We start from the raw sequence: 22,314 nt of genomic DNA on the forward strand, positions 1-22,314 counted from the left end.
AACTAGTTGATAATCATTGTGCTCGGTTCACAGTTCAGTGTGAGCCGAGCACAATTTTTAAACATTTATCTAGTTCATAAACTTCAAGTATTGCAAAACTTGTTTGATCATCACCGCTGCCTCAGCACGTGTGGCTGCATCTTGCGGAGCAAAAGCTGTTTCTGTTTTGCCTTTGATTAATCCTTGGCTTGCTGCTTCTGTTACGGCTTGGGTAGCGTAACCAGAGATACTAGCTTGATCGGCAAATGGAGTGCGCAATTGAGCTTCTGCTCTATCATCTCCTTGAACGAGCTGAATAGCGTTCATGATCATCACGACCATTTGCTCTCTCGTAATCCGTGAATCCGGACTAAATTTACCTTCACCAACGCCTTGAACCAAACCAAGTTTCGCTGCTGTGTTCACATCCTGTGCATACCACGCAGTTGTATTAACATCTGCAAACACATTCGTTAACGACTCCGTCGATAACCCCAGTCCTCTTACCAGTAGTGCCGCAAATTGAGCACGTGTAACTTGGCCTGCTGGTGCAAACGTCCGATCCGACATTCCGTTAATGATCAGCTTGGATGCCAGCATCTCAACATCCTTTTGCGCCCAATGTCCAACCATATCATCGAATGTTTTCTTGTTCTGAACGATGGTGTATAGACCATTTTCATGTCCGAAGATCGAGACTTCAGTCTTGCCGTTCTTCACATTAAACACCGATGGTACGAAACGCATTTGTCCTGTAACCAGATCGAATATAACAGCGGTCGCAGTCGATGGATCTTGAATAACGCCATCCATATTTATGACACGTGTCATAAACGGATTTCCGAAACGTTGAAGCTCTTCCTCTTTATCATTTGATTTAAGAATGACTTTGTACGCGATGATGTCGCTTACTCGTTTCATTCCTTTTTCTACTATGAATTGTTCAAACTTCTGCTCATGCTGTGAAGTCACATTATCCATTCGAATGATTAAGGTTGCACCCGCAACTTTAGCAGCTTTTTCAAGATCTTCACGATTCAGATTGGCAAGCGGAAGTTCATAACTTCCTAAATGGTTTCTTAGTGTTATGATTGTGTCCTTATTTGCTTTCAAGCTGTTGTACAAGACATCCAGTGGCAGATTGACTGCATTCCATGAATTCATTCCCGGAATCTCGATGTCAAGATTAGGACTTCCTGTTGCTTGCTTAAGTGCTTCTAACTTCTTCGCTAAAGCTTCCTTATCAATGTTAATGGTCAGGCTCGTTGTTCCGTTCTGTGCAGTTTCATTTTGTAGTTCTTTACCAGTTGGCACATAACGATGTGGATCTTCTTTTGTAGGAGGGGTCGTTGGTGTAGGACTCGTTGATGTCGTTGGGTTGCCTGGATTTGTTCCTGGATTTGTTCCCGGGCTTGGAGTAGGTTCTGGGCTGTCATTTTGACCGCTTATCATAATCTCTTTTATTCCGTAAACTGTGGTGTTATCAACGGATGTTGCAACGACTTTCACAACGCCGTTCTTGGCAGCCGTTAACAACCCATTTGTATTGATGATTGCTTTATCCGCTACAGTTTTTCCATCTGCTTCATAGACCGCCCACGTAACGGACTTATTCGTAGCATCAGCTGGTAGAACTTCCGCTTGTAACTGCAGAGTTCCTTTTTTCACTTCAATGGACGACGAAACGCTCGTGATTGAGATAGACTGTACTTTAACATGTTGATTCTTTGAAGCCTCTAATACTTGAATTGCTGAATTCAAATCATTTGTTGCTTGTTCTAACTCAGACTGTGTAGCTGAATCATTGTCAAGCACTTGCTGTGCCTCGATGATCGAATCCATCAGTCTCTGTTTCGAACCTATTGCATACTGACCAACAGCCGTTCCTTCCACGACTAAATCATGAATGGTTTGAGCATCAGCGATACGCGCTGCAAGTTGTGCTCTATAAACATCCTCACTTACGATTACATTCGCAACAGCTGGAATCACTGTGCCGTCTACCATTCCACTCACGCTAAAGCTACCCGCTTCGGCATACTGTGAAGGATCAATTACGCCCCATACAACTGATTTATTTTGGGTTGTTCCATCGCTGTATACAGCCGTTACAACTGTTGGCAGTACAGGTGGAGTTCCAATCACCGTAGCTACATTGACTGGCATGATATTTGTAATCACTGGTGCAGCTACAGGCTCCCATTTCGCATAGAGAGTAATATCATTTGCCGGAACTGTATCAACAGTAAAATCCCATACTGTATTCAAGGCTGCGTCTTGATACCAATTCACAAATTTAAATCCATCATGAGTCGGTTCTGTTGGCGCAGTAATTTTCGTACCGACTTCAACCCCATACAAGGAAGAAATCGAACTTCCTCCATTACTATTGAAGTTAATAGTCGCACCGGTATTGAGTTGGGAGATTTTCCACTCATCATGCCAACTTACCGCAACTCTGCGATTCTCGTTATCGAGTTCAATTGGAAGCCAAACATATCTGGAATCACTCAAATTATTCGGGTACCAGCGATCGGCCATAAAGATAAATTTATTCGGCACGAGAGCGCCATTACCATCCCGATAAGGCAGTACAAATGTGCTTTGGCTTCTGAAGGTAGTACCATCATAGTCGTTAACCATAGGATCGCCTTTATCTTCCCACGGTCCAAGCATACCCTTAGTGGAGACGTGGTATTTGGCACGGTTAGGATTCCAACCAGTCAACCAGGAAGTAATCATATAATAGGCACCATCTTGCTTAAAGATCGCTGGCGCTTCTCTCTGGTCGCTATGTGCTCTAACATAGTGAGTTCCTTCTAAGGTTTCACCCTTCTCATTCTGAGCTGGACCTGTGTAATCATCATTCAACATCATGATCACGGTCGTATTGTTTTCTTCAGAAGAATAAACCAAGTAGGCTTTGTCATCCGTTGCTTCATTACCATCGTCATCGACATACAAGGTCATATCCCGAAGCATTCCTTCATTGCCACCTTTATCACCTACATTTGGCAATCGGGATGTGCCGAGATATTTGAATGGTCCAGTCGGCGAATCGCTTACAGCAACACCACCTTCTGCTGTCCAATATTCGCCAGCAATCGGTCCGTCTTGATGCCACCACATCACATAATTGTTGTTCTTCTTGTTGTAGACGACTTTAGGACGCTCGACAACTTTATCCCAGTTGAAATCTTTATACATCTTTTGCTTCTCTTCATTCGAATAATTCGAATACAGCGCATTTAGCTCAGCGATTCGAGCTGGTGAATTATGTTTACTGAGCGTATTGTTTGGCGCTTTCATGTTACCTGTGTAATCTTCATCTTTACTTTTAATTTCTACTTTCCTATCCGGATCGTATGGAACCCCGCTATTCTTGTACGTTTCAGAATTTTCATCCAGATATAATGGCAGGTCATTTCCAGCCGGCACTACAGCTTCGCCAAGTTGAGGGTTATTGAAGACAGGCAATACGATGCCTTCATTTTGCCATTTGTACAAATCTTTGGACGAATATGCGTGAACTCCAGTAGGAAGATAACCTTCCGTCTTGTCTTCACCGTACCAGTAATATGTCTTATTCTTCTCGTTGTACAGAATGCCTCCGCCATGTGCTTGAATCGGTACGCCTTCCGTATCTAACCATACTTCACCACTCTTAATGGAGTTTCTGTTATTTACAGTCAAATAGAGATTGTATAAGTCTTTTATCTGTCTGGTGTATTGCGAAATGCTTTCTTCGGTTAAATCACTAAGATCACCGATCGTTGTAATTTGCTTTTCTATCGCAGCTTTCACTTTTGGACTAATGTCTGACAACGTACGCAATTGATCAATTGCTGCTTGTAGTTTACTAGTATCAAAAGTCGCTGTTTGTTTCTGACTAACTGCAATTTCTGCAGCGCTGAGTGTGTTACCGTCACCGCCAGTAGATATAGCCTGAATGGCGATATACCGAGCTTCAACGGATTTGAACGTTGCGGATTGAACACTCGTGCTATAGTCATCAAAAGAGCCATTTGCTGCAAATTTGAAATTCTCGTCCAAATAAGCTTGCGTACCGACAGCGTCAGCAGGTAAATCCTTCAGGTTCGCATCGCTGTAATAGATTTTGAACTGTTTGATGCGGCCATTCGCTTTGTCTAGTCTTGGTGTAACAAGCACCTTCCCAACGTCAGGAACGCTCTCTCCCAGATCTATAACAATATAATCGCCAGATTTGTATTTCCGTCCGTTCTTGTCCCAGTTAGATTCGTAGAAGGTAGAAATATCGTTATCCACCATTAGATTAGCAGGATTCGCGTGATAGGCTTCTGGTGTATAGAAAAGGCTCATTCCCTTAATATTTGGATTACTGTTTTGAATATTGGATATTTCAGTTAAGATAAGGCTGGCAAATTTCACGATCTCTTCTTGTGTCGCTGTTGCGCTATTTAGCAGAGTACTTGCTTGACTAAGGATCGCGTCCAGATTCTTGAAGTAAGACTCATCTTTCCCAGAATCTGTTTTGAACTTCTCTGCAGCTTGAATTGCGCTTTCTAAGCTGGAGAAATCCACTTTATATCCCTGCTTGTTAAAAATATTGATCTCTGCAGCCGATGCATATTGCTTACCTGCATCGCTTCTCGATTCAAGTGCAGTAAATCTAACATATTTAGCACCCTGCGCATTAAAGGTTGCTGATTTCTCTGTCTTATCGGCATTCCAAGTTCCTTCTGCAACTACTTTGGTGAATTTATCACCATCGTCACTTACAGAAACTTCGAACTTAGTGACTACACCATTCCAGTCCACATCCTGTCGTGGCAAATATTGAAGTTTGTAAATACCGTTATATGCTTTACCGAGATTATAAGTAATGGAATGCGGAATCGTTGAATATTCGTTGTTATATGCAGTATGCCATTTAGTCCAAATATCGCCATCAATAGTCTTCTCCGGTCCATCCTCAGATGCGGAATTGTCAGATATTGCCGTCATCTGGCTTTGTGGGATAAGTCCTTGGCCTAAAACGCTATATTCTACGTTCAGTTTGTAAACGATTTGCGTGATCTCTTCCTGTGTTGCTAAAGTGTTCTTTTGAACAACTTTGGCTTCATCCACCAAATCTTGCAATTCCGATACATTTACATTTGCGTTATTAGCTGAGATATAGTCTTCTGCTCTAGAAATTGCATTAGAGAGTAAAGTCGTATCCACTGTGAAATTGGACTTTCTCATAATATTTATCTCTGCAGCCGATGCGTACTGCGCTCCAGACCCATTACTTTCATCTACCTTTAACCTTACAAACTTCGCTTTTCGCGAAGAAAACGTTGCAGTTTTTTCAGATTTATCATTCTTCCAGGTTCCTATCGCAACCGGTGTGAAGTTATCGCCATCCGAACTCACTTCGATGGTAAACTTCGTTACGATACCGTTCTCATCTTTATCTTGCCGAGGCAAATAGCTCAGCTTGTTGACATCATCATATTGCGCTCCAAGATCATAAGTAATCGAATGCGGTCCTGCATTATAAGGGTCCCATGACGTATGCCAATTCGTCCAATTATTCCCATCCAGTGTTCTTTCAGCTTCTTCACCAGACTGAGCACTACTTGCGGTTACCGTCATATCGCTCTGAGGAATAAGTAAGTTGCTTGTAAAGGAAGCTCCATCAATTACGAAAGTTGTAATAGATTTCGCGCCAACCTTAGCTTGCAGCATTTTATCCAAAACAGGAATTTTGCCCTTTTGTACGACATTCTCTGTCGCGGAAGAAACATAAGGCGTTGCATCCCCAGTGACCGTATCAAACTGTGACAAATCTAAAGAAATATTTTGACTGGTTACGTTAGGATTTCTATATACAACATGAATTTTTTTAGTTGAAGGATCATAAGCGGCCAACGTGTTATCGTCGGTATCCTCTATGAAACGTGCACCCTGCGGAATAAATTTACTAAATTGCTGCATGGCGTAATACTTCTTCGTATACCACCATTCTTGCGTGTCGAAATTTGCATGAAGGAGACCCCAGTTCATGTTCTCCTTATCCTTTTGCATATTCTTCTCGCTTTCAAATGCTTGCCAAGTGATCCACGCCGTAGGTTCTAGCCAAGTAATGTCCGTCATAATTCTTTCTGCCAATGCTAGTGCTGGTTCGAAATCATCATGATCGTGGGCAACCCCAGAAGGACCTAAATCCACTTCAGACATCCACAACGTCTTGTCTGCAGCTTTCGCGGCATCTCTGATCTCAGCTCGCTTTGAACCACCGTAGGAGTGGGTATTCATTTTACCAACATTAGCTTTAGTTGTCTCATCATAAGAGTTCCAGTTACTTACAAAGGTGTCCAGAATAGATTCATCCATGGCAGCTATTTGTACAGATTGTAGATTTGCTGCATCCAATTTAGCACGTGTCGTATTTATGATCTTCATTTGAGAACCAACATCCCAGTGGGAACCCTCTTGACCCCCACCGAATCCCCAGTAACTCGTACTAGGTTCATTCACTGGTGATAGATAATTGAAGTCAATATTCCAGTCATCTTTGAAATGCTTAACCACTTCTGTCAAATAATTAGCAAAGTTCTCGTACTCATCCGGCTTCAAGTTGTCTTTTCCCGAATCCCAGTGACCAGTCGTACTTCCGCTTTCCGTCATATAATACGGAGCAGAGTTCGAGAACGCTTCCAGAATGTTGGCACCTCGTTCTTTAGCCGCCTGCAGCCACCAACGCTGATTAGCATCTTGCGCCCAATCAAATACTCCAGGTGATGGCGAGAATCCGGGTACTTCCCCTCCTTGGCGCATCGTATTGTAAGCAGGATTCTCTCCGCCGCCTATATTATATCTAGCAATATTAAAATTCAATCCGTCTGGAGAATATAGTGCATCAGCCATTGCATTTTTGACTTTATCGTTCCAACCACCAGTGATATTACCAAACCAGGCAAGTGAGGTTCCCCACCCCTCCCAAGATTGCTTCATATGGTTTGGATCTAATTTAATCGTAGTATTCGCTGCCTCTACCTTCTGACCTGTTAAACCCATAAACATAGGTACGACTAAAGAAATAGAAAGAAAAGACATGGTCAACCTTCGTTTAACTGTAGTAATCATCCAGATTACCCCCTTCTCATAAAAATAATCATAGAAACCACTTCTTTACTATCTTCCGATCAACATTGCAAACTATTTTTTAGATTCCAAACACCTCCTCCATAAAATGTAAACGATTACAAATATGTATAAATAAACTATTACATCATTCACAAATAGGATTTGGTTGCCCCAACCTTATCCATTGAGGCAACTGCTATCCGTCTCTAATTATGCTCTGCGAATTGTAAATTCAAAATCCAAATCTATTGATGGATCAATTAAATATTCATCAAGAACTGGTGCTCCCCAGCTGTCATCACCGCCAACGCCCATTTGACGACCGGTAATCGTAACAACGGTATGATGAATGTTCGGCAGCTCATAATGATGCGTCGCATTCTCCAGCTCCATTGCCGAATATGGCGATATGTTGGCTTCAACAGGGGCTGAGAATGGTGAGGATATAATAATCCCTTGACCAAGATCGTTGGTTACGGATACTTCGCGCACACCTGTACGGTTGCCTGATTCCTGCGGTACCAAATAGGACGATACATTGTCCACCGCATGATTCTGAAAGCGACACAATCTCGCGCCAAACGAACGGTCAATATAATTTTCTTCTGGCCCATTCGCATACCAATTCAGCTGGTAATAATCCGCTGGCACCTTGAAGGTTAAAGCAAAGAGGGGAAACTTCGGTAAACCCGGCTCTCCATGGTAGCTTGATTTTACCTTTATGCTCCCATCGGAGAACACCGTGTAAGTTACACTTACTCGTACTTCCTCTGACACACTCAGTTTATACACGTAAGTCACAGTCGCTCGGTCTTCTTCTTCCATAAGCTCGAAGCTTAAGGTTCTTCGGCTCAAACTTGCAGCATACCAAATGGAAGAGTCGAAATGCATTCCCGCCCCCTTGTCGTTGTCTGTCATCGCTCTCCAGAAGAGCGGTGCCGGCGGCGAAGAGATCATTTCCCGTCCCGAATATTTGACAGATATTAGTGTACCAGCCTGCTTCGAGAACATTACAGAGAAGTCACGACCGTGAACGCCAATATTTACATCCCCTTCAACTACGCGAAAATCATTTACACTAGTGCTTACCTTAGGCTGTGTTGTAACCTCATCTCCTGACTTGTTCTCCACTTGAAATACATACTGTCCAAAAGCGATTTCATAACCAGCGCTTGCCCATAACGAATCTTCTTTGAGCACAAGAGAAACATCTAAACTATACTCACCAGACAGTTTAGTCTCTGGTAAATCAAGTTCTACATATCTTTCTTCTCCGGGTTTAACCTGGGCGAATACAATGCCACGATGGAATTCCTTGCCCTCATAATTCAGACAATAGTTCAATTTATAAGCATCCAAGCCAACAAATAAGTTCTCATTTCTGATGATAACCCCATAGCAATCAGGGGAAAGTTTGACGTTCTGATATAGAAATTTCACTTCCTGCATTTTCGGAGACCATCTGCGATCCGCATACACAATTCCGTTTCCTGAGAAGTTGTAATCGGTTGAACGGTCATCGAAGTCTCCACCATAAGCCATATAAGGTTTGCCATATCGATCATTTTTTACGATGACCTGATCCATGAAATCCCAGATAAATCCACCTTGATACATTGGATACTTCTGCTCTAGCTCTGTGTATTTATGCAATCCTCCAACGGAATTCCCCATCGCATGCATGTATTCGCAGCTAATATATGGCTTTAATGGATTCTCTTTTAAATACATTTCGATATCTGCTGCTTTCGCATACATCCGGCTTTCCATATCACTCGCATCATCATAATCCCGGTTATGGAACACCCCTTCGTAATGAACCAGACGCGTAGAATCCTTCTCACGAAAATAATTCGCTACGTTCCGAATAACTTCTCCGGCAAAAGACTCGTTGCCACAGGACCAAATCAGAATCGATGGATGGTTTTTGTCTCTCTCCACCATGGAAATCGCACGATCCATTACGATATCCTGCCATTCAGGCTTACTGCCCGGAATGTTCCAAGACGGTTCTACAACACCCATTTTTTGCCATGATCCATGCGATTCTAAATTCATCTCGTCAATAACATACACACCGTACTCATCACACAGCTCATACCAGAGTGTTTCATTCGGATAGTGCGACGTCCGTACAGCGTTGATATTCGCCTGTTTCAAAGTCTTTATATCCCACAGCATATCTTCTTTCGTAATACTGCGTCCGAAGCGCGAATTAAACTCGTGCCGGTTGACACCTTTGAATACAATACGTTTACCATTTAAGTGCATAATCTTATCGATCATCTCGAATTTTCGAAATCCAACCTTTTGCGGCACAACTTCCACAAGATCCCCGGATGCGTTGAAGACAGATACGTAAAGGGTATACAAATTAGGATCTTCTGCGCTCCACAGATGAACCTTTGATGCCTCAACCGTAAGCGAAACGGAATCTCCTGAAATTCCAGTCTCGCTACGAACTACAAGATTACCTGCCTTATCCTTAAGTTCAAGGACCACTTTCGAAGCAGGCTTACCCATCAACTGCAATACAGCCGTTAGCGTTCCCTGCTCAAACTTCTCATCCAGATCGGTCTGAACGTGGAGATCCCTCACGTGAACATCAGGCACAGTATATAGATACACATCGCGAAAGATTCCGGAGAAGCGCCAGAAATCCTGATCCTCCAACCAACTTCCGGTACTGCGCTGATAGACCTCAACCGCCAGCTTATTCTCACCTGCCGTCAAGTACGGTGTCAGATCAAATTCACTCGGCGTAAAGCTATCCTCGCTATAGCCAATAAACTCCCCATTTAGCCAGATATAAAAAGCGGATTCAACTCCCTGAAAAGAGATATACAGTGGACGTTGCTCCCAGCCTAAAGGCACTTCAAAATATTTAACATAGCTGCCTACAGGATTGTGATCCTCAGATATCATTGGAGGTCTAAGATGCTCATGACCATCCCATGGATACATCGTATTCACGTACTGAGGCTGCCCAAAACCCTGAAGCTGGATATGTCCAGGAACCTCAATATCATCCCATCCTCTACAGGACACGTTCTCCTTATAAAAATGCGCCTGTCGTTCCATAGCGTTGTGGGCGTAGCTAAATTTCCAGCTTCCGTTCAGACTATGGCGCCAACGCATATCTCCAAGCCCTTCAGCCTCAAATTTCGTCTCGTAATACCGATGATCGGAGTGCGCATGTATTCTGCCTACTGCATAAATGGAAGGGTCTGACAACCATTCCAAACTTGGAGCGACGCCCCGTTCAACCTGCTGCTTCATCTAATTTTCCTCCTTCTGCTTTAAAATGATCATTAGCTTATTTAACTGAACCCGTCATCCCAGCCACAAATTGCTTTTGCATCATGAAGAATACAAGGGCAGTCGGCAGGGTCGTAATGACAATCGCGGACATAATCAGACCATAGTCAGGCGCATAACCCGATCCAAGATTCGATATTAGCAATGGCACGGTCATATTTTCTGGTGATTGCAATACGATCAAAGGCCATAAATAGTTGTTCCAGCTGTTAAGGAAGGTGATAATCGCCGCGGCAGCATAAGTTGATTTCATCGTTGGCATATATATGCGGAAGAATAAACCAAATTCCGAAAGACCATCGATGCGACCGGCTTCCATCATTTCTTTAGGAAACATTTTTGTATTTTGTCGGAAGAAGAAAATTAAGAATGCTGTTGTAAATGTCGGCATAATAACTGCTGCTGCTGTATCGATACCAAGGAACGGCACGACACTCGATACTTTGGCGAACATTTGAAATAGAGGTACCATGATTGCCGCGAACGGAATCATCATAGAGGCTAGTAAGATATTAAATACGATATCTTTACCACGGCTGCGGTACATTTCAAAACCATATCCAGCCGCCGATGCTACCAATAGTGAAAGTAAAGTAGTAACAACAGAGATTTTTGCAGAATTCCAAAGAGCCTGCCACATATCCACTGAACTAAAGAGATTGTCTATATTTTTAAAGAGATGCGTACCCGGAAGTAATGTCCCTTTAGTTACATCAACCGACTGATTTGTGGCACTAATAACCATCCAGATAAATGGAAAGATAGAGATCAGCGCAGCGATGACTAGAAACAGGTAAGTAAACATGCGTTTAGTTTTCATTATCTCTTGTCTCCTCCTACTTTGTTCTGAATCAGCGTCAGAATGAGTACCATTACAACAATCGAGTAGGAGACGGTTGCAGCGTATCCAAAGTCAGGTGTGTATTCAAAGGAAAGGTTGTAAATATATTGGGAAATCGACATGGTTGCATTGCCGGGTCCACCTTTCGTGATGTTAACCACCTCATCAAACAACTGAAGTGTTCCAATGGTCGATGTTATCGTCGTAAACAAGATAATCGGTTTCAGTAGAGGAATTGTGATTTTGAAAAATTGAGTAAATGCACTAGCGCCATCTATGTGAGCAGCTTCATATATAGATTTGTCTACATTTTGCAGGGATGATAAATAGAAAATCATATTATAGCCAGTAAAGCGCCAGGTGATAGCAATGATGATCGTAACTTTGGCCCAGAAGGGGTCAGTAATCCATTGAATCGGTTCGCTGATTAGATGAAAATTCACCAGAAATTTGTTAATGATCCCTTCGGCTCCAAACATGTACTTGAAAACAACGGAATACGCTACAAGTGAGGTTACCGTCGGCAGAAATATAGCCGTTCTGAAAAAACCCTTAAATTTCAGTCTATCGTCATTTAGCAGGACGGCGATAAAGAGCGCCAGTACCAGCATGACTGGAACCTGAATAATCAAATAAATAAATGTATTTTTGACGGCAGTAAGAAAAGTAGTATCGCTAAACAATCGAATATAGTTATCTAGTCCGGTAAAATGAAGATTGCTTCCTCTACCCGACTTAAAAGATAGAATTAAAGCTTGAATCATTGGATAAAAATAGAAAACGCTGATCATAATGACCGGCACAAGGACGAATAACCAACCCGTCAGACGGATCTGCCGTGACCCTTTAGAGCTCTTATGTTTTTGCGGGCTTAGCCCTGTCTTTATAGTTTCCACTCCACTCCGCACCCTTCTGTCTTATATATTAGAGATGAAAGCCCCTGCTACCTATCCTTCTGTATAAATCCAATTTACAGGAGAAGAAGGAGCAAGGGCATCGGTTGTACAGCCTAAGTGCGATTAGCGAATTTGAGTATCCGCTTGCTTCTGCGCATCTTTCAGAACAGTGTCTACATCTTTGCCACCTAGATAAGATTGTACTGCTACAACCATAATGTCCTCGATTGCGTAAGTGTTCATGCCATAGTTGACGTTAGGAATTTGCTCGGTCCATGCTGCAAAGTCTGATACGACCTTTTGGCCTTTGAAAAATTCATCCGCAGCTGAGTAAGCTTCACCGCTCGCCGCAGCTTTCAAGGTGCCGATAACACCAACTTTTGTATTCAACGTCTGATACAGTTCAGCATCAGAAGCAAAAGTCTTAGATAGGAACTCAGCTGCTGCTTCTTTACCATCTACATTCATTACGTACCAGGAACTACCTCCAAGGTTGGAAGCGTGAACAGAGCCTTCTGTTGCTCCTAACTTAGGTAGTGGAGCTACTGCCCATTTACCAGATTGAGAAGCTTCTGCTTTAATCGAAGGTGTAATCCAGTTACCTGTAGGTACACTAGCCACTTCACCACCATTGAATGCACCTACAAACTGACTCCAGTCTGAAATTACTTTTACGATCCCGGAATCCATCATTTCTTTGTACATCACAAGTGCCTCTTTCAATGCAGGGTTGCTTTCTATGGTCGGAGTCTGACCATCATCTCCGGTATACCATGCGCCCGCCGATTGGATCATCACTCGGATAAGCCCAAGATCGTTCGGATCAAGTGTTAGCATGCTTTTGCCGGTTTTCTCTTTTACAGCTTTACCGATCTCGATATATTGCTTCCAGTCGATATCCTGTAATGCATCCAGGCTGTAGCCTGCTTGCTCGAGATAGTCTGTCCGTACATACATTCCAGTTACGCCAGAGTCAAACGGAACACCGTATTGTTTGCCGTCAACACTGGTAGGGCCAATCTTATAATCCGCAAAGTCAGCAGCCTTTACAACATCCGTCAATTCATAAAAAGAATCTGGATATGCTTGTAAGAAGCTTTGTGCACGATAATCTTCGATCAACACAATGTTAGGCAAACCCTTCGTGGAACCAGAGTTTAGCCCCGTATTCAGCTTTTGAACGATATCAGCTTGCGCGTTCTCAACGACGTTAACCGTTACGTCCGGATTAACTTTCGCATAAGCATCTTTGGCAACATTCATAGCGGCAATGTTAAACGCCGGGTCCCAAGCCCACACTGTAATCTCTTTTGGCTTGCTGCTACCTTCGGCACCGGAGTTACCAGAGTTGCTCGTTTCATTTTTCGTTCCACCTGTGGAACATGCCGACAGTAGAACCACACTAGCTAGCATTACGGATAATAATTTTTTCACTACGTAAACCCCCTTGATAGTCTGAAAAATAATAAAGATGGAAGCGTTTTCTCTGCTACGCCTCCATCTTATCATTTTGTATTCGTTTTCTTTGGCAGTATCTTTGTTAGCTTTGGTGATATTATTGGGTCCTATTTTGATTCTCATATCGACTCTGGTACTATTTTTAGATTCATGTAAAATTTTTAGTTTTTTAACAATGGAAGCGTAACAACGATTTGTGTACCTTCATTCCGTTTGCTTGTAATATTAATCCCGTATCTCTCACCGTATAACAATTTGATTCTGTCATCCACATTCCGTATACCGATCCCGGAGAACAGTTGGCGTTTGTGCTTCGAAGCTGGTAGCTGCTCCTCTTCCAGCAAATTCGGGTCAAGATCCATTCCATCACCGTTATCTACAACTTCACATACTAGTTGCTCTTCCTGTACGGAAATCATGATGAGAATTCTTCCCTCATCTTTTAGGTTGAATGCATGAAAGAATGCATTTTCGATAAAAGGTTGAAGAATTAGCTTCGGCATATGATAATCCAAGCTCTCTGGCTCCACAAAGTAATTCACACGAATCTTCTCGCCATATCTCACGTGATTGATATACACATAATGCTTCAACGACTCCAATTCTTGACTAACAGGAATAGTAGAATGAACATCGCTTACTGTATTTTGCAGGAGTGAGATTAGTGAATTTATCGTTCCAGCTGCTTTTTCCTTATTGCCCTGCTGCACCAGAAATTTGATAGAAGCCAGCGTATTATATAAAAAATGTGGGTTAATCTGCATTTGGAGTGCCGCCAGCTCCGCATTACGTTGTTGCTTTTGAGTCTCCATTAGCTTATCAACATAATCATGAAGTGAATCAAGCATAAAATTGAAGGCGTTACCTAGCTCCTTAACTTCATAACTACTATTAGTGACATCTACATGATTATCGAAATCACCTGTAGGAATACTCGACATCTGTTTAACGAGTACACGCAAGGACTTCGTCATTTTTCGGGTAATCAAAAAAACAATAATGAGCGATATTGCCACGATAGCCATGATTGTCAGTGTCACCGCTTTGGCATTCACCATCTGTCCGGTCACGGCGTTCTTATCTATCAGGTTCACCATGTAAAAATCAAATTCAGGTAAGTATTCCGAGAAAACAATTCGTTCATTCCCCATCACATAGGTAGAATCGCCATCTTTACCTCCATCCTCTACTTCTTGCAGCAGCTTTTTATCGCGGAGCCCAATCATTTCTGTCTTGCTGCTGGATACAATTAATCCCTTCTTATTCAGCAACACGACGTCATTACCCTCACTCGTAAAGTTAGCGTAAAAGGGCTTGAAATCTCGATCACGAATGGCTACGTACATGGTGCCATAAATTCTTCCGGTTGAATGATCAAATAAAGCTTTGGAAGCTACCAGCATAGGCTCTTTCACGTTCTCTTTATTTTCCCTTAGATCGAGCTGGTACAGGATTTGATCAGGATGGGATATGGTTTCCTTCGTTATTGGGTGAGCCATTAGTTCATCTGCGGAAATGTCCCAATACCAAGGATCTGTTGAATAACTCCTGCCATTTACACCCACGATCATGATACCAACATCAACGGCGCTGAGGTTAGAGCGGATTGCCCGCATGCCCTCTGTCATGTGATAAGTTTTGATCGCAAGATTCACTGCATCCGTCTCTCCGCTAGATAAATAGTTCCGGATAGCTTCATTTTGAGCCATCATAGTAGCACCGGTAGCAATAATGTTGTTATACGATTCCAGGTTTGACTTCATCTGATTCAGCAGTTTGCCGTTTGTAATACTAAAGGTCTGTAAAAATAATTTCTCCGACATACTAATTGTAATAGCCAGCGTCAAGAGTGATACAGTTACGATGCTAATTAGGGTCACGAGAAACAGCTTGAGGAATAAGCCCTGCTTTCTAATATTGTTAATGAAATTTCCAATCATGGCTGCTCTACGTCCCGTCTCCGGTACCGGCTTGGAGAAATGCCAGTCTGCTTTTTAAATACCTTGGTGAAATAACTCTGATCTGAATATCCCACGCTTGCGCTAATATCAGAAATTGATTTTTCTGTTGTCTCGAGCAATTCCATAGCTTTTTCCAAACGGACTTTATTCAGGTACTCACTAAAGCCTTCTCCATTATGGGCAGTAAAATAACTCGATAAATAAGAAGCATTGAAGTGGAACTGTCTAGCTACCCCTGTCAGTGTGATCGGATCTGCATAATGATTCTGAATATATTCGAGTAGCTTTGTCATATTGGGGTTAACCGATGAATTCGTCTCACCAATCGTGCGCTCAACTTCTCGAATGAATGCTTCGGTAACAGCAATAGCATCACTTGCATACATCGCTTCATCTATTTTTCGGAAGTAGTCGTATTTGGTCTCCTCCAGACCTCCGATCTCACACTTCATTTTTCCAAGCGTGGTCGCTACGTTAAATATAAAGTTGCCCAATAGCGATTTAAATTCGAAAATATCAATGCGATAATCCATTGAACGCAGATGGACATATTCAAGAAACTCTGTAAATGCCTTCTGGAATTGCTTACGTCTCAACTGGTCCATTAATTCTCCCATATCAATTTCCTGATATGCTCCCGGAAGACCCGGCAAATGATCATTCTCAATCAGACTTCGTTCTGGCAAGTAGAAACTGTATCGTGTAAGCTTCAAGTAATTGTCTCGATAAATCTCACCAAGCCTCTCAAAGTGCGCGAAGCTCTGACTGATAATAAAATGTGTTTCACTCACACGATGTTCTATTTCTGAGATCAGATAACGGAGTTCAATCACAAGCTCGTCCCAATGTTCTGGATTAACGTTAAGCAAATAAATGACCGAGTCGTTAACAAACTTTAACCGAATAAACACAACATCGTCCAATGCTAACTTTTGAATTCCTCTTTCGATTTCATTTGCGAACGTTAACTTATCACCAGAATCTTTAATATGCTTCATATCTGCTCCGAAAAATGCGAATTGTGCGTGTGGAAACTTGGAATGAAGCAAAGCAGGTTCTAGCACTGACTCATAACCCGTCATGAGCTTCTCGATCGCGAACAAAAGCTGCTTTTCCTCTGGATCAGCCCCTGGGTCGCTTATCTTCATCCCTGCCATCTTAGCTGTAGTTTTATTTAGGATGGACAACAGATAATCAGCTTCCAGCTTCGGCTTAAGGATGTAATCTGCTACCCCACTCTGAAATGTGGAACGGACATAATCGTATTCACTGAAGCTGCTTAAGACGATTACTTCAATGTGTGGGTACTTCTCCTTAACGATCTTGACTAGCTTCTCCCCGCCCATTATTGGCATTACGATATCCGTAATAATAATATGAGGATTCAGCTCATCCATCATACTCAGTGCTTCAACACCGTTAGAGGCCTCTCCGACGATTCGATACCCTTCTTGTTCCCAATCCAAAAGATGTTTAATTCCCTGTCTAACCAGCATCTCGTCATCCACAATCATAATCTTAAATATTGGTTTCATATCTGCCCCCTTGCAGCTGTTCAACCTGTTATTATGTTCATTCACTGATTGAACAAATTTAAAAAGTCATACAAATGATCAGAACGCCGTTCCTCCATACTATCGAAGCATTCGATGTAACCGTTTTCTATTTATCTGTTACAGTTCAATCCTTCCGACTTGGAGCGACCTTCTATACAAATAAAGCCTTGAGACTTACTTAAATTTGTTTAAACCAAATAATAGTCCTCACCAGCAATTATGGTCAAGTCCCCATTTTCAAATCCAATTCCTAGCACAAGTTAATTCATTTGATTTACAATAATTATATATCGAATTACAATAAATTAATGTTGATTCGCGAGTGTTTTTTGTGTATTATATGGTTATCAAGCAAAGGAGAATGTCATATGAAAAAGAAATATCTATTAGCCGCTTCACCATTATTATTAAGCATCATCAGTTTAATGATCTCACGTATGGTGGGTTCAAGCGTGGGACCGGATGGAATCTTGCATGAGCCGGCTTTCTTCTTAATTCCGCTTAGTTACCTATTTTTTTTCTGCAGTATTGTAGCATTTCTATTCGTAGGTCTCGGGTCAGTCCTCAATAATAGAAAAAAGATTTCGTAATAGCGTTGTGTGGGGACATTAACTTTCATAGCAAAAAGAAAGAAGCCGCAATCTATCGCGGCTTCTTCTGTGTTGGATGTTCATTTTAAATTTGACATGAACTCTATAAACTCAATTTCTGCTGGAGTAAGACTACCAGCTCTTCAGCTGTATCCCAAACGATTGGACGGATATTCTTCACTTGTACGAAAAGATCATTAGCATCGCTGCTGTTCACAGTCCAAATCACTGGAATGTTCAACCCGAGCGCATATCCTGCAGTAAAATACACTTCAGGGGATTGGCCGGTTAAATCAGCGATAATCAGTTTACTCTCCTCTATAAGCTCTAAGGAATACGGTTCACGGTTATGCATTGAAGTATGCCTTAGTAACCGTGGTATATAACCAAACTGCTCGATTTTAGGAAGCAGCTTATCCACCCACTCCGTGTGCAAATCCTCTGCATCTGACAATAGAACGATACAGGGTTTTAATTTTTTGCCTCCTGCGATTGCGGCAGCTTCATTCCATCCCTTATCCGTCAGCTTAAAGGTCATGCCTTCCCTGATCATAAACTGCTCGTTAATCAGCTTATCTATGATATATACCAGTTCTTGCAGATTAGGCGAATACGTTAGGTTATAGCTACTGGAGAGTGGCTGAATAACAACGGATTCCCCAGGGGCTTCAGAATGTCTGTATAAGTATTGCAGTAAACGGTTTCCTTTATCTTCAATCGTCACTGGAATTTTCGAGGAGTTTACAATGGTTTCTAAATCGTCGGCCGATAGACTGACCTTTTCTCCGCGATCTGTCAGCTCCCGTATATAAGCCGATATCACATGAAACATATCGCGTTTCTTTGGATGCGCGAGAGAGTTTATAGGCTCATAGCTGTCTCTCAATAAGTTATAGAACCCGTCAGGAGAACAATTACAGCCTAAAAATCTATCGTAATCACCTTCCGATGTAATGGATACCATCTCATCACAGAACAAGCAGTATTTCTTAATCATTACAACTCATCACCTCTTATTCATTGATATCCCCTTACCTTACCAAGAATATCTTAAAAAGTAGACAAGAAGATATTTCCTTTAGCACTGAACATAGAAGTGAAATATCAGGAATGTCCACAAAAAGACACTGACTTGTATCCGTGTCTTTTTATGGTCCGATGAGTATTTTTGGTTTTTGAAGTGCTCATTTAAAGCTGTTGATAGTATTATTTTTATATAAATAGAGAAAAAAAATCATATTGACTCATTATTTGATATTAAAGTATATTCTTAGCAAATGAACCATTATTTATTTATATTTTATCTATTTACTTTTGAGGATAGAGTCCTTTTTCAGATTCTATCAAATGACATGCAATACATTTACTGATTTAGGAGGTGGTTAAGTTGAATACATAAAGCTTGTTTTTAAATTGGACAGGCCGCAGGTTAAGAAATTAAATTAAATTGAAGAAGGAGTGTATTTTCATGAAACGATCTCTCATTCGGTACGGTTTGAAAACTCTTTTGGCACTTGTGTTAGTTGTATCTGCATCATCACTCGCACTAACTTCAACGACGTACGCTGGAGTGCCAATTCCTCTCAAAATTATTAATGAACACAGCAATAACGTGCTGTCAGTCAGCGGAGCGGATTCACAAGCAGACGGTGCGCTTATCGTACAATACATCGATCAAGGAGCAGAGTATCAAAAATGGTATCTCGAAATTGCAGAAAACGGATATTATAATTTCAGAAACATTGCTAGCGGAGATTTATTGGATGTCAACGGAGCATCTTCATCCGATGGGGCCAGTGTTATTCAATGGCCGAGCAATAACGGGTGGAACCAACAGTGGGAGCTTATTCCAACTGGTGAAAAAAACATGTATAAAATTAAAAACCGAGCCAGTGGCAAGTTATTGGATATTTCGGGACAAGATAAAACCAGCGGTGCGCAGGCCATTCAATGGAGTGATAACGGCGGTCACAATCAGCACTGGTATATAGAATATATACGGAAAAATTAAGCTATTGCCAAATACAAGAAATGGCGGTGCAGGGAAACATCCCGAGCATCGCCATTTCTTAATTTAACATATTTTAGGATTGTTATTCCTTTTGATAGCGGAACCAATCATAATATGCGATTGTTCGGTTGATAGAGTAGTTATACATCCCAAAGAACACTCCGGTAAATCCGCCTGCCACTTCAGTAGAGATCAAGTGTGTCTCCGCTTCACCTAGTGGATGCCATAACTGATCTGCACCTCGATAAGAGAACAAATATTTCTCAGGTAATGCTTGAATCTTCAATTCTACGACTGTGTCTTCCAATGGAGAAGAATATTTTACATCACTTATGCTACCCACTTGTCTTCGCAGCGTAATCACATTTTCACCTTCTACCTGGGTTAGTCCGATTTCGTAGTGATACATCTGATCCATAAACACAACGAGACCCGCTTCATCACCATCTAGTGGGTTGAATTCCATTTTAGTGGAGATTTCACAATCCAAGTGACGCTGTCTACAGCCAATAAATGCAGGCGTTCCCTGTTCGCTTAATCTCACATCCGCTCCATGTAATGCCAGCCACCCTGGTCGCTCCTGCAAAGACCAATCGACTTTTTTAGCATTGCGAATAAAATTCCAGCTCATTCCTAAATCAGATCGATTAAAATCATCGGTCTCAGGCTCGTCTTCCCATAGCACTGGTGGTGGAGTGTCAGCTTCCATTTCTAATCCAACAACACCGTGATCTCCAATCATCGGCCATCCATCTTCACTCCAATGGACCGGAGCAAGAAATGTCTCTCTGCCAAGATGATGTCGATATGGATATCCTACTGGTCGAATCCCTAGAAATACCGCCCACCAGCTGCCATCCTGTGCTTCTACCAGATCGCCATGTCCCGTAGCTTGTATAGGGTAATCCGAGCTCCGGTGAGTCAAAATGGGGTTCCGGGGTGAGGATTCATAGGGTCCATAGGGTGATTTACTTCTTGCTATGGTTTCCATGTGTCCATATTCTGTCCCGCCTTCAGCACACATTAAATAATAGTAGCCATTTATTTTATAAAGATGTGGTCCTTCAGGAAATTTACCGCCACTGCCTGTCCATATCAAACGAGAATCGCACAGCTTATGGCCCGTTTCAATATCAATCTCACATTGGTAGATTCCCATACCATCCTTGGTGCCAGTGCTTGTAAAATATACTTTTCCATCGTCAAAAAATAAGGATGGATCAATCCCTTCCTGATCCACATAAATAGGATCCGACCACTCACCTGCTGGATCCACCGTCCAAACATAGAAATGTCCACCGCTATCCTGATTTGTCGTCACCATGTAGAATCGACCATTATGATGACGAATGGTTGGTGCCCACACCCCTCCAGACACGACCGATTTATCAAATTGAAGCTGGGAATCACGTGTTAAGCAATACCCGAGCTGCTTCCAATGGACTAAATCTTTACTATGCCAAATGGGTATTCCCGGAGAGTAAGCAAATGAACTGTTTACCAAAAAGTAATCCTCGCCTACTCTGCAAATGCTTGGATCTGGATAAAAACCTGGTAATATCGGATTGTTATATTTCATGAAGCATTCTCCTTTTGTTGAACATTTGCATCTATGTCAAGGATTATACTCCACCAGCTAAACGATAAACCTTGATTATCCAGTCGTAAAATAGCATGATATAGACATCCATTCATCTAGACATGCTTTTGGAGGGTTACGAATTGAGCGAATTTTATTTGAATTGGTTTACATCAGATCAGAAATTCCCATTCTTTATTCAATACGGCTTTCATGACAATGATACTGATCTTCATAGACATGTGGACTTTTCAGAGCTTGTAATCGTCTTGAGTGGTACTGCTACTCATATTGTGAATACCGAAGAATCATTCATCAAGAAGGGGAATGTTTTTGTGATTAACGGTTCAACCCCGCATGCTTTTAAAGATCCTCAGGATTTTAAGATCTGTAATATTATGTACAAGCCTGAAATGCTGTCGACGGCTGGACCGGATCTGCGAACTTCGAATGGCTTTCAGGCGCTGTTTGTATTGGAACCGTTGTATCGTCATAAACATGCCTACACAAGTAAACTAAGCTTGCCAATTCCCATGCTGGAGTTTGTCACTGCACTCATTGCCGGTATGATTGAAGAATATAGCCACAAGCTTCAAGGATATCAGACGTTGCTCGTCTCACGGTTTATGGAACTGGTTGTCTATTTATCAAGGCATTATGAAAAACAGGATAAAGGCAGCCAGGATAATCATCTAATACATTTGGCGAAGTCGCTCTCTTTTATGGAAGACCATTATCTTGAAACGTTGTCGCTGGATCAAATCGCCGCACACGCAGGGATATCTGTTAGACACTTAAACCGGATCTTTCGCTCTTACTATCAGACGACTCCTATCTCCTATCTCCATCGGTTGCGTCTGGAACGGGCTTGCAGCTTGTTGAAGCATTCTAACTTCAGTATTACTCAGATCTCACATGAAAGCGGGTTTAGCGATAGCAATTACTTTACACGACAATTCACCAAAACCTACGGTATGTCTCCTAAGGCTTATCGGAAGAAGCTATAAAGGAA

12 protein-coding genes are annotated in these 22,314 nt (G+C 42.0%); 3 read left to right on the plus strand and 9 right to left on the minus strand.

Annotation, left to right across the window (positions count from 1 at the left end; genetic code table 11):
* Window positions 1-69 precede the first annotated feature (69 nt).
* The 7 genes from ACFWMP_RS00165 to ACFWMP_RS00195 form a co-directional block, all read right to left on the minus strand.
* Entirely contained in the window at window positions 70-7,092 is a 7,023-nt protein-coding gene (locus ACFWMP_RS00165; RefSeq protein WP_379421624.1) for a discoidin domain-containing protein, read from the minus strand.
* A 210-nt stretch (window positions 7,093-7,302) separates the two neighbouring features.
* The gene (gene lacZ / locus ACFWMP_RS00170) at window positions 7,303-10,371 is read right to left on the minus strand and encodes a beta-galactosidase, LacZ type (RefSeq protein WP_379421625.1); all 3,069 of its coding nucleotides are present in this window, start codon (window positions 10,369-10,371) and stop codon (window positions 7,303-7,305) included.
* A 37-nt stretch (window positions 10,372-10,408) separates the two neighbouring features.
* Window positions 10,409-11,230: a carbohydrate ABC transporter permease gene (locus ACFWMP_RS00175; RefSeq protein ID WP_042188171.1), complete on the minus strand. Its 822-nt coding sequence runs from the start codon at window positions 11,228-11,230 to the stop codon at window positions 10,409-10,411.
* Entirely contained in the window at window positions 11,230-12,042 is an 813-nt protein-coding gene (locus ACFWMP_RS00180; protein ID WP_379423446.1) for a carbohydrate ABC transporter permease, read from the minus strand. Before ACFWMP_RS00180 ends, ACFWMP_RS00175 begins: the two co-directional genes overlap by 1 nt.
* 228 nt (window positions 12,043-12,270) lie before the next feature.
* Entirely contained in the window at window positions 12,271-13,581 is a 1,311-nt protein-coding gene (locus tag ACFWMP_RS00185; RefSeq protein ID WP_042188169.1) for an ABC transporter substrate-binding protein, read from the minus strand.
* A 185-nt stretch (window positions 13,582-13,766) separates the two neighbouring features.
* The gene (locus tag ACFWMP_RS00190) at window positions 13,767-15,545 is read right to left on the minus strand and encodes a sensor histidine kinase (protein WP_339803890.1); all 1,779 of its coding nucleotides are present in this window, start codon (window positions 15,543-15,545) and stop codon (window positions 13,767-13,769) included.
* Window positions 15,542-17,101 carry a response regulator transcription factor gene (locus ACFWMP_RS00195; protein ID WP_341128142.1) on the minus strand — a complete coding sequence of 520 codons (1,560 nt, stop codon included), beginning with the start codon at window positions 17,099-17,101 and terminating at the stop codon, window positions 15,542-15,544. Before ACFWMP_RS00195 ends, ACFWMP_RS00190 begins: the two co-directional genes overlap by 4 nt.
* Before the next feature lie 389 nt (window positions 17,102-17,490).
* On the opposite strand from ACFWMP_RS00195, the gene ACFWMP_RS00200 reads away from it, so the two are divergent.
* A complete protein-coding gene (locus ACFWMP_RS00200) occupies window positions 17,491-17,712 on the plus strand; it encodes a DUF3955 domain-containing protein (RefSeq protein WP_076299053.1) in 222 nt (73 codons plus the stop codon).
* Between the two features lie 103 nt (window positions 17,713-17,815).
* Here ACFWMP_RS00200 and ACFWMP_RS00205 read toward each other — a convergent pair whose 3' ends face one another.
* Complete coding sequence (locus tag ACFWMP_RS00205; protein WP_379421626.1) at window positions 17,816-18,709, minus strand: hypothetical protein; 894 nt, start codon at window positions 18,707-18,709, stop codon at window positions 17,816-17,818.
* Window positions 18,710-19,180: 471 nt separating this feature from the next.
* Between ACFWMP_RS00205 and ACFWMP_RS00210 the strand changes: the two genes are divergently transcribed.
* Window positions 19,181-19,723, plus strand: coding sequence for an RICIN domain-containing protein (locus tag ACFWMP_RS00210; RefSeq protein WP_052404286.1), 543 nt, complete (start codon window positions 19,181-19,183; stop codon window positions 19,721-19,723).
* 82 nt (window positions 19,724-19,805) lie between these two features.
* Here the strand turns inward: ACFWMP_RS00210 and ACFWMP_RS00215 are convergent, their stop codons facing one another.
* Window positions 19,806-21,302, minus strand: a complete 1,497-nt coding sequence (locus ACFWMP_RS00215) for a glycoside hydrolase family 43 protein (RefSeq protein ID WP_042188159.1) — start codon at window positions 21,300-21,302, stop codon at window positions 19,806-19,808.
* Between the two features lie 143 nt (window positions 21,303-21,445).
* Here ACFWMP_RS00215 and ACFWMP_RS00220 point away from each other — a divergent pair, with 143 nt between their 5' ends.
* Window positions 21,446-22,309, plus strand: coding sequence for a helix-turn-helix domain-containing protein (locus ACFWMP_RS00220; RefSeq protein ID WP_340969387.1), 864 nt, complete (start codon window positions 21,446-21,448; stop codon window positions 22,307-22,309).
* The last annotated feature ends 5 nt before the right edge of the window (window positions 22,310-22,314 follow it).

It is taken from the genome of Paenibacillus sp. NPDC058367 (genome assembly GCF_042723305.1).
Lineage (GTDB): Bacteria > Bacillota > Bacilli > Paenibacillales > Paenibacillaceae > Paenibacillus_AQ.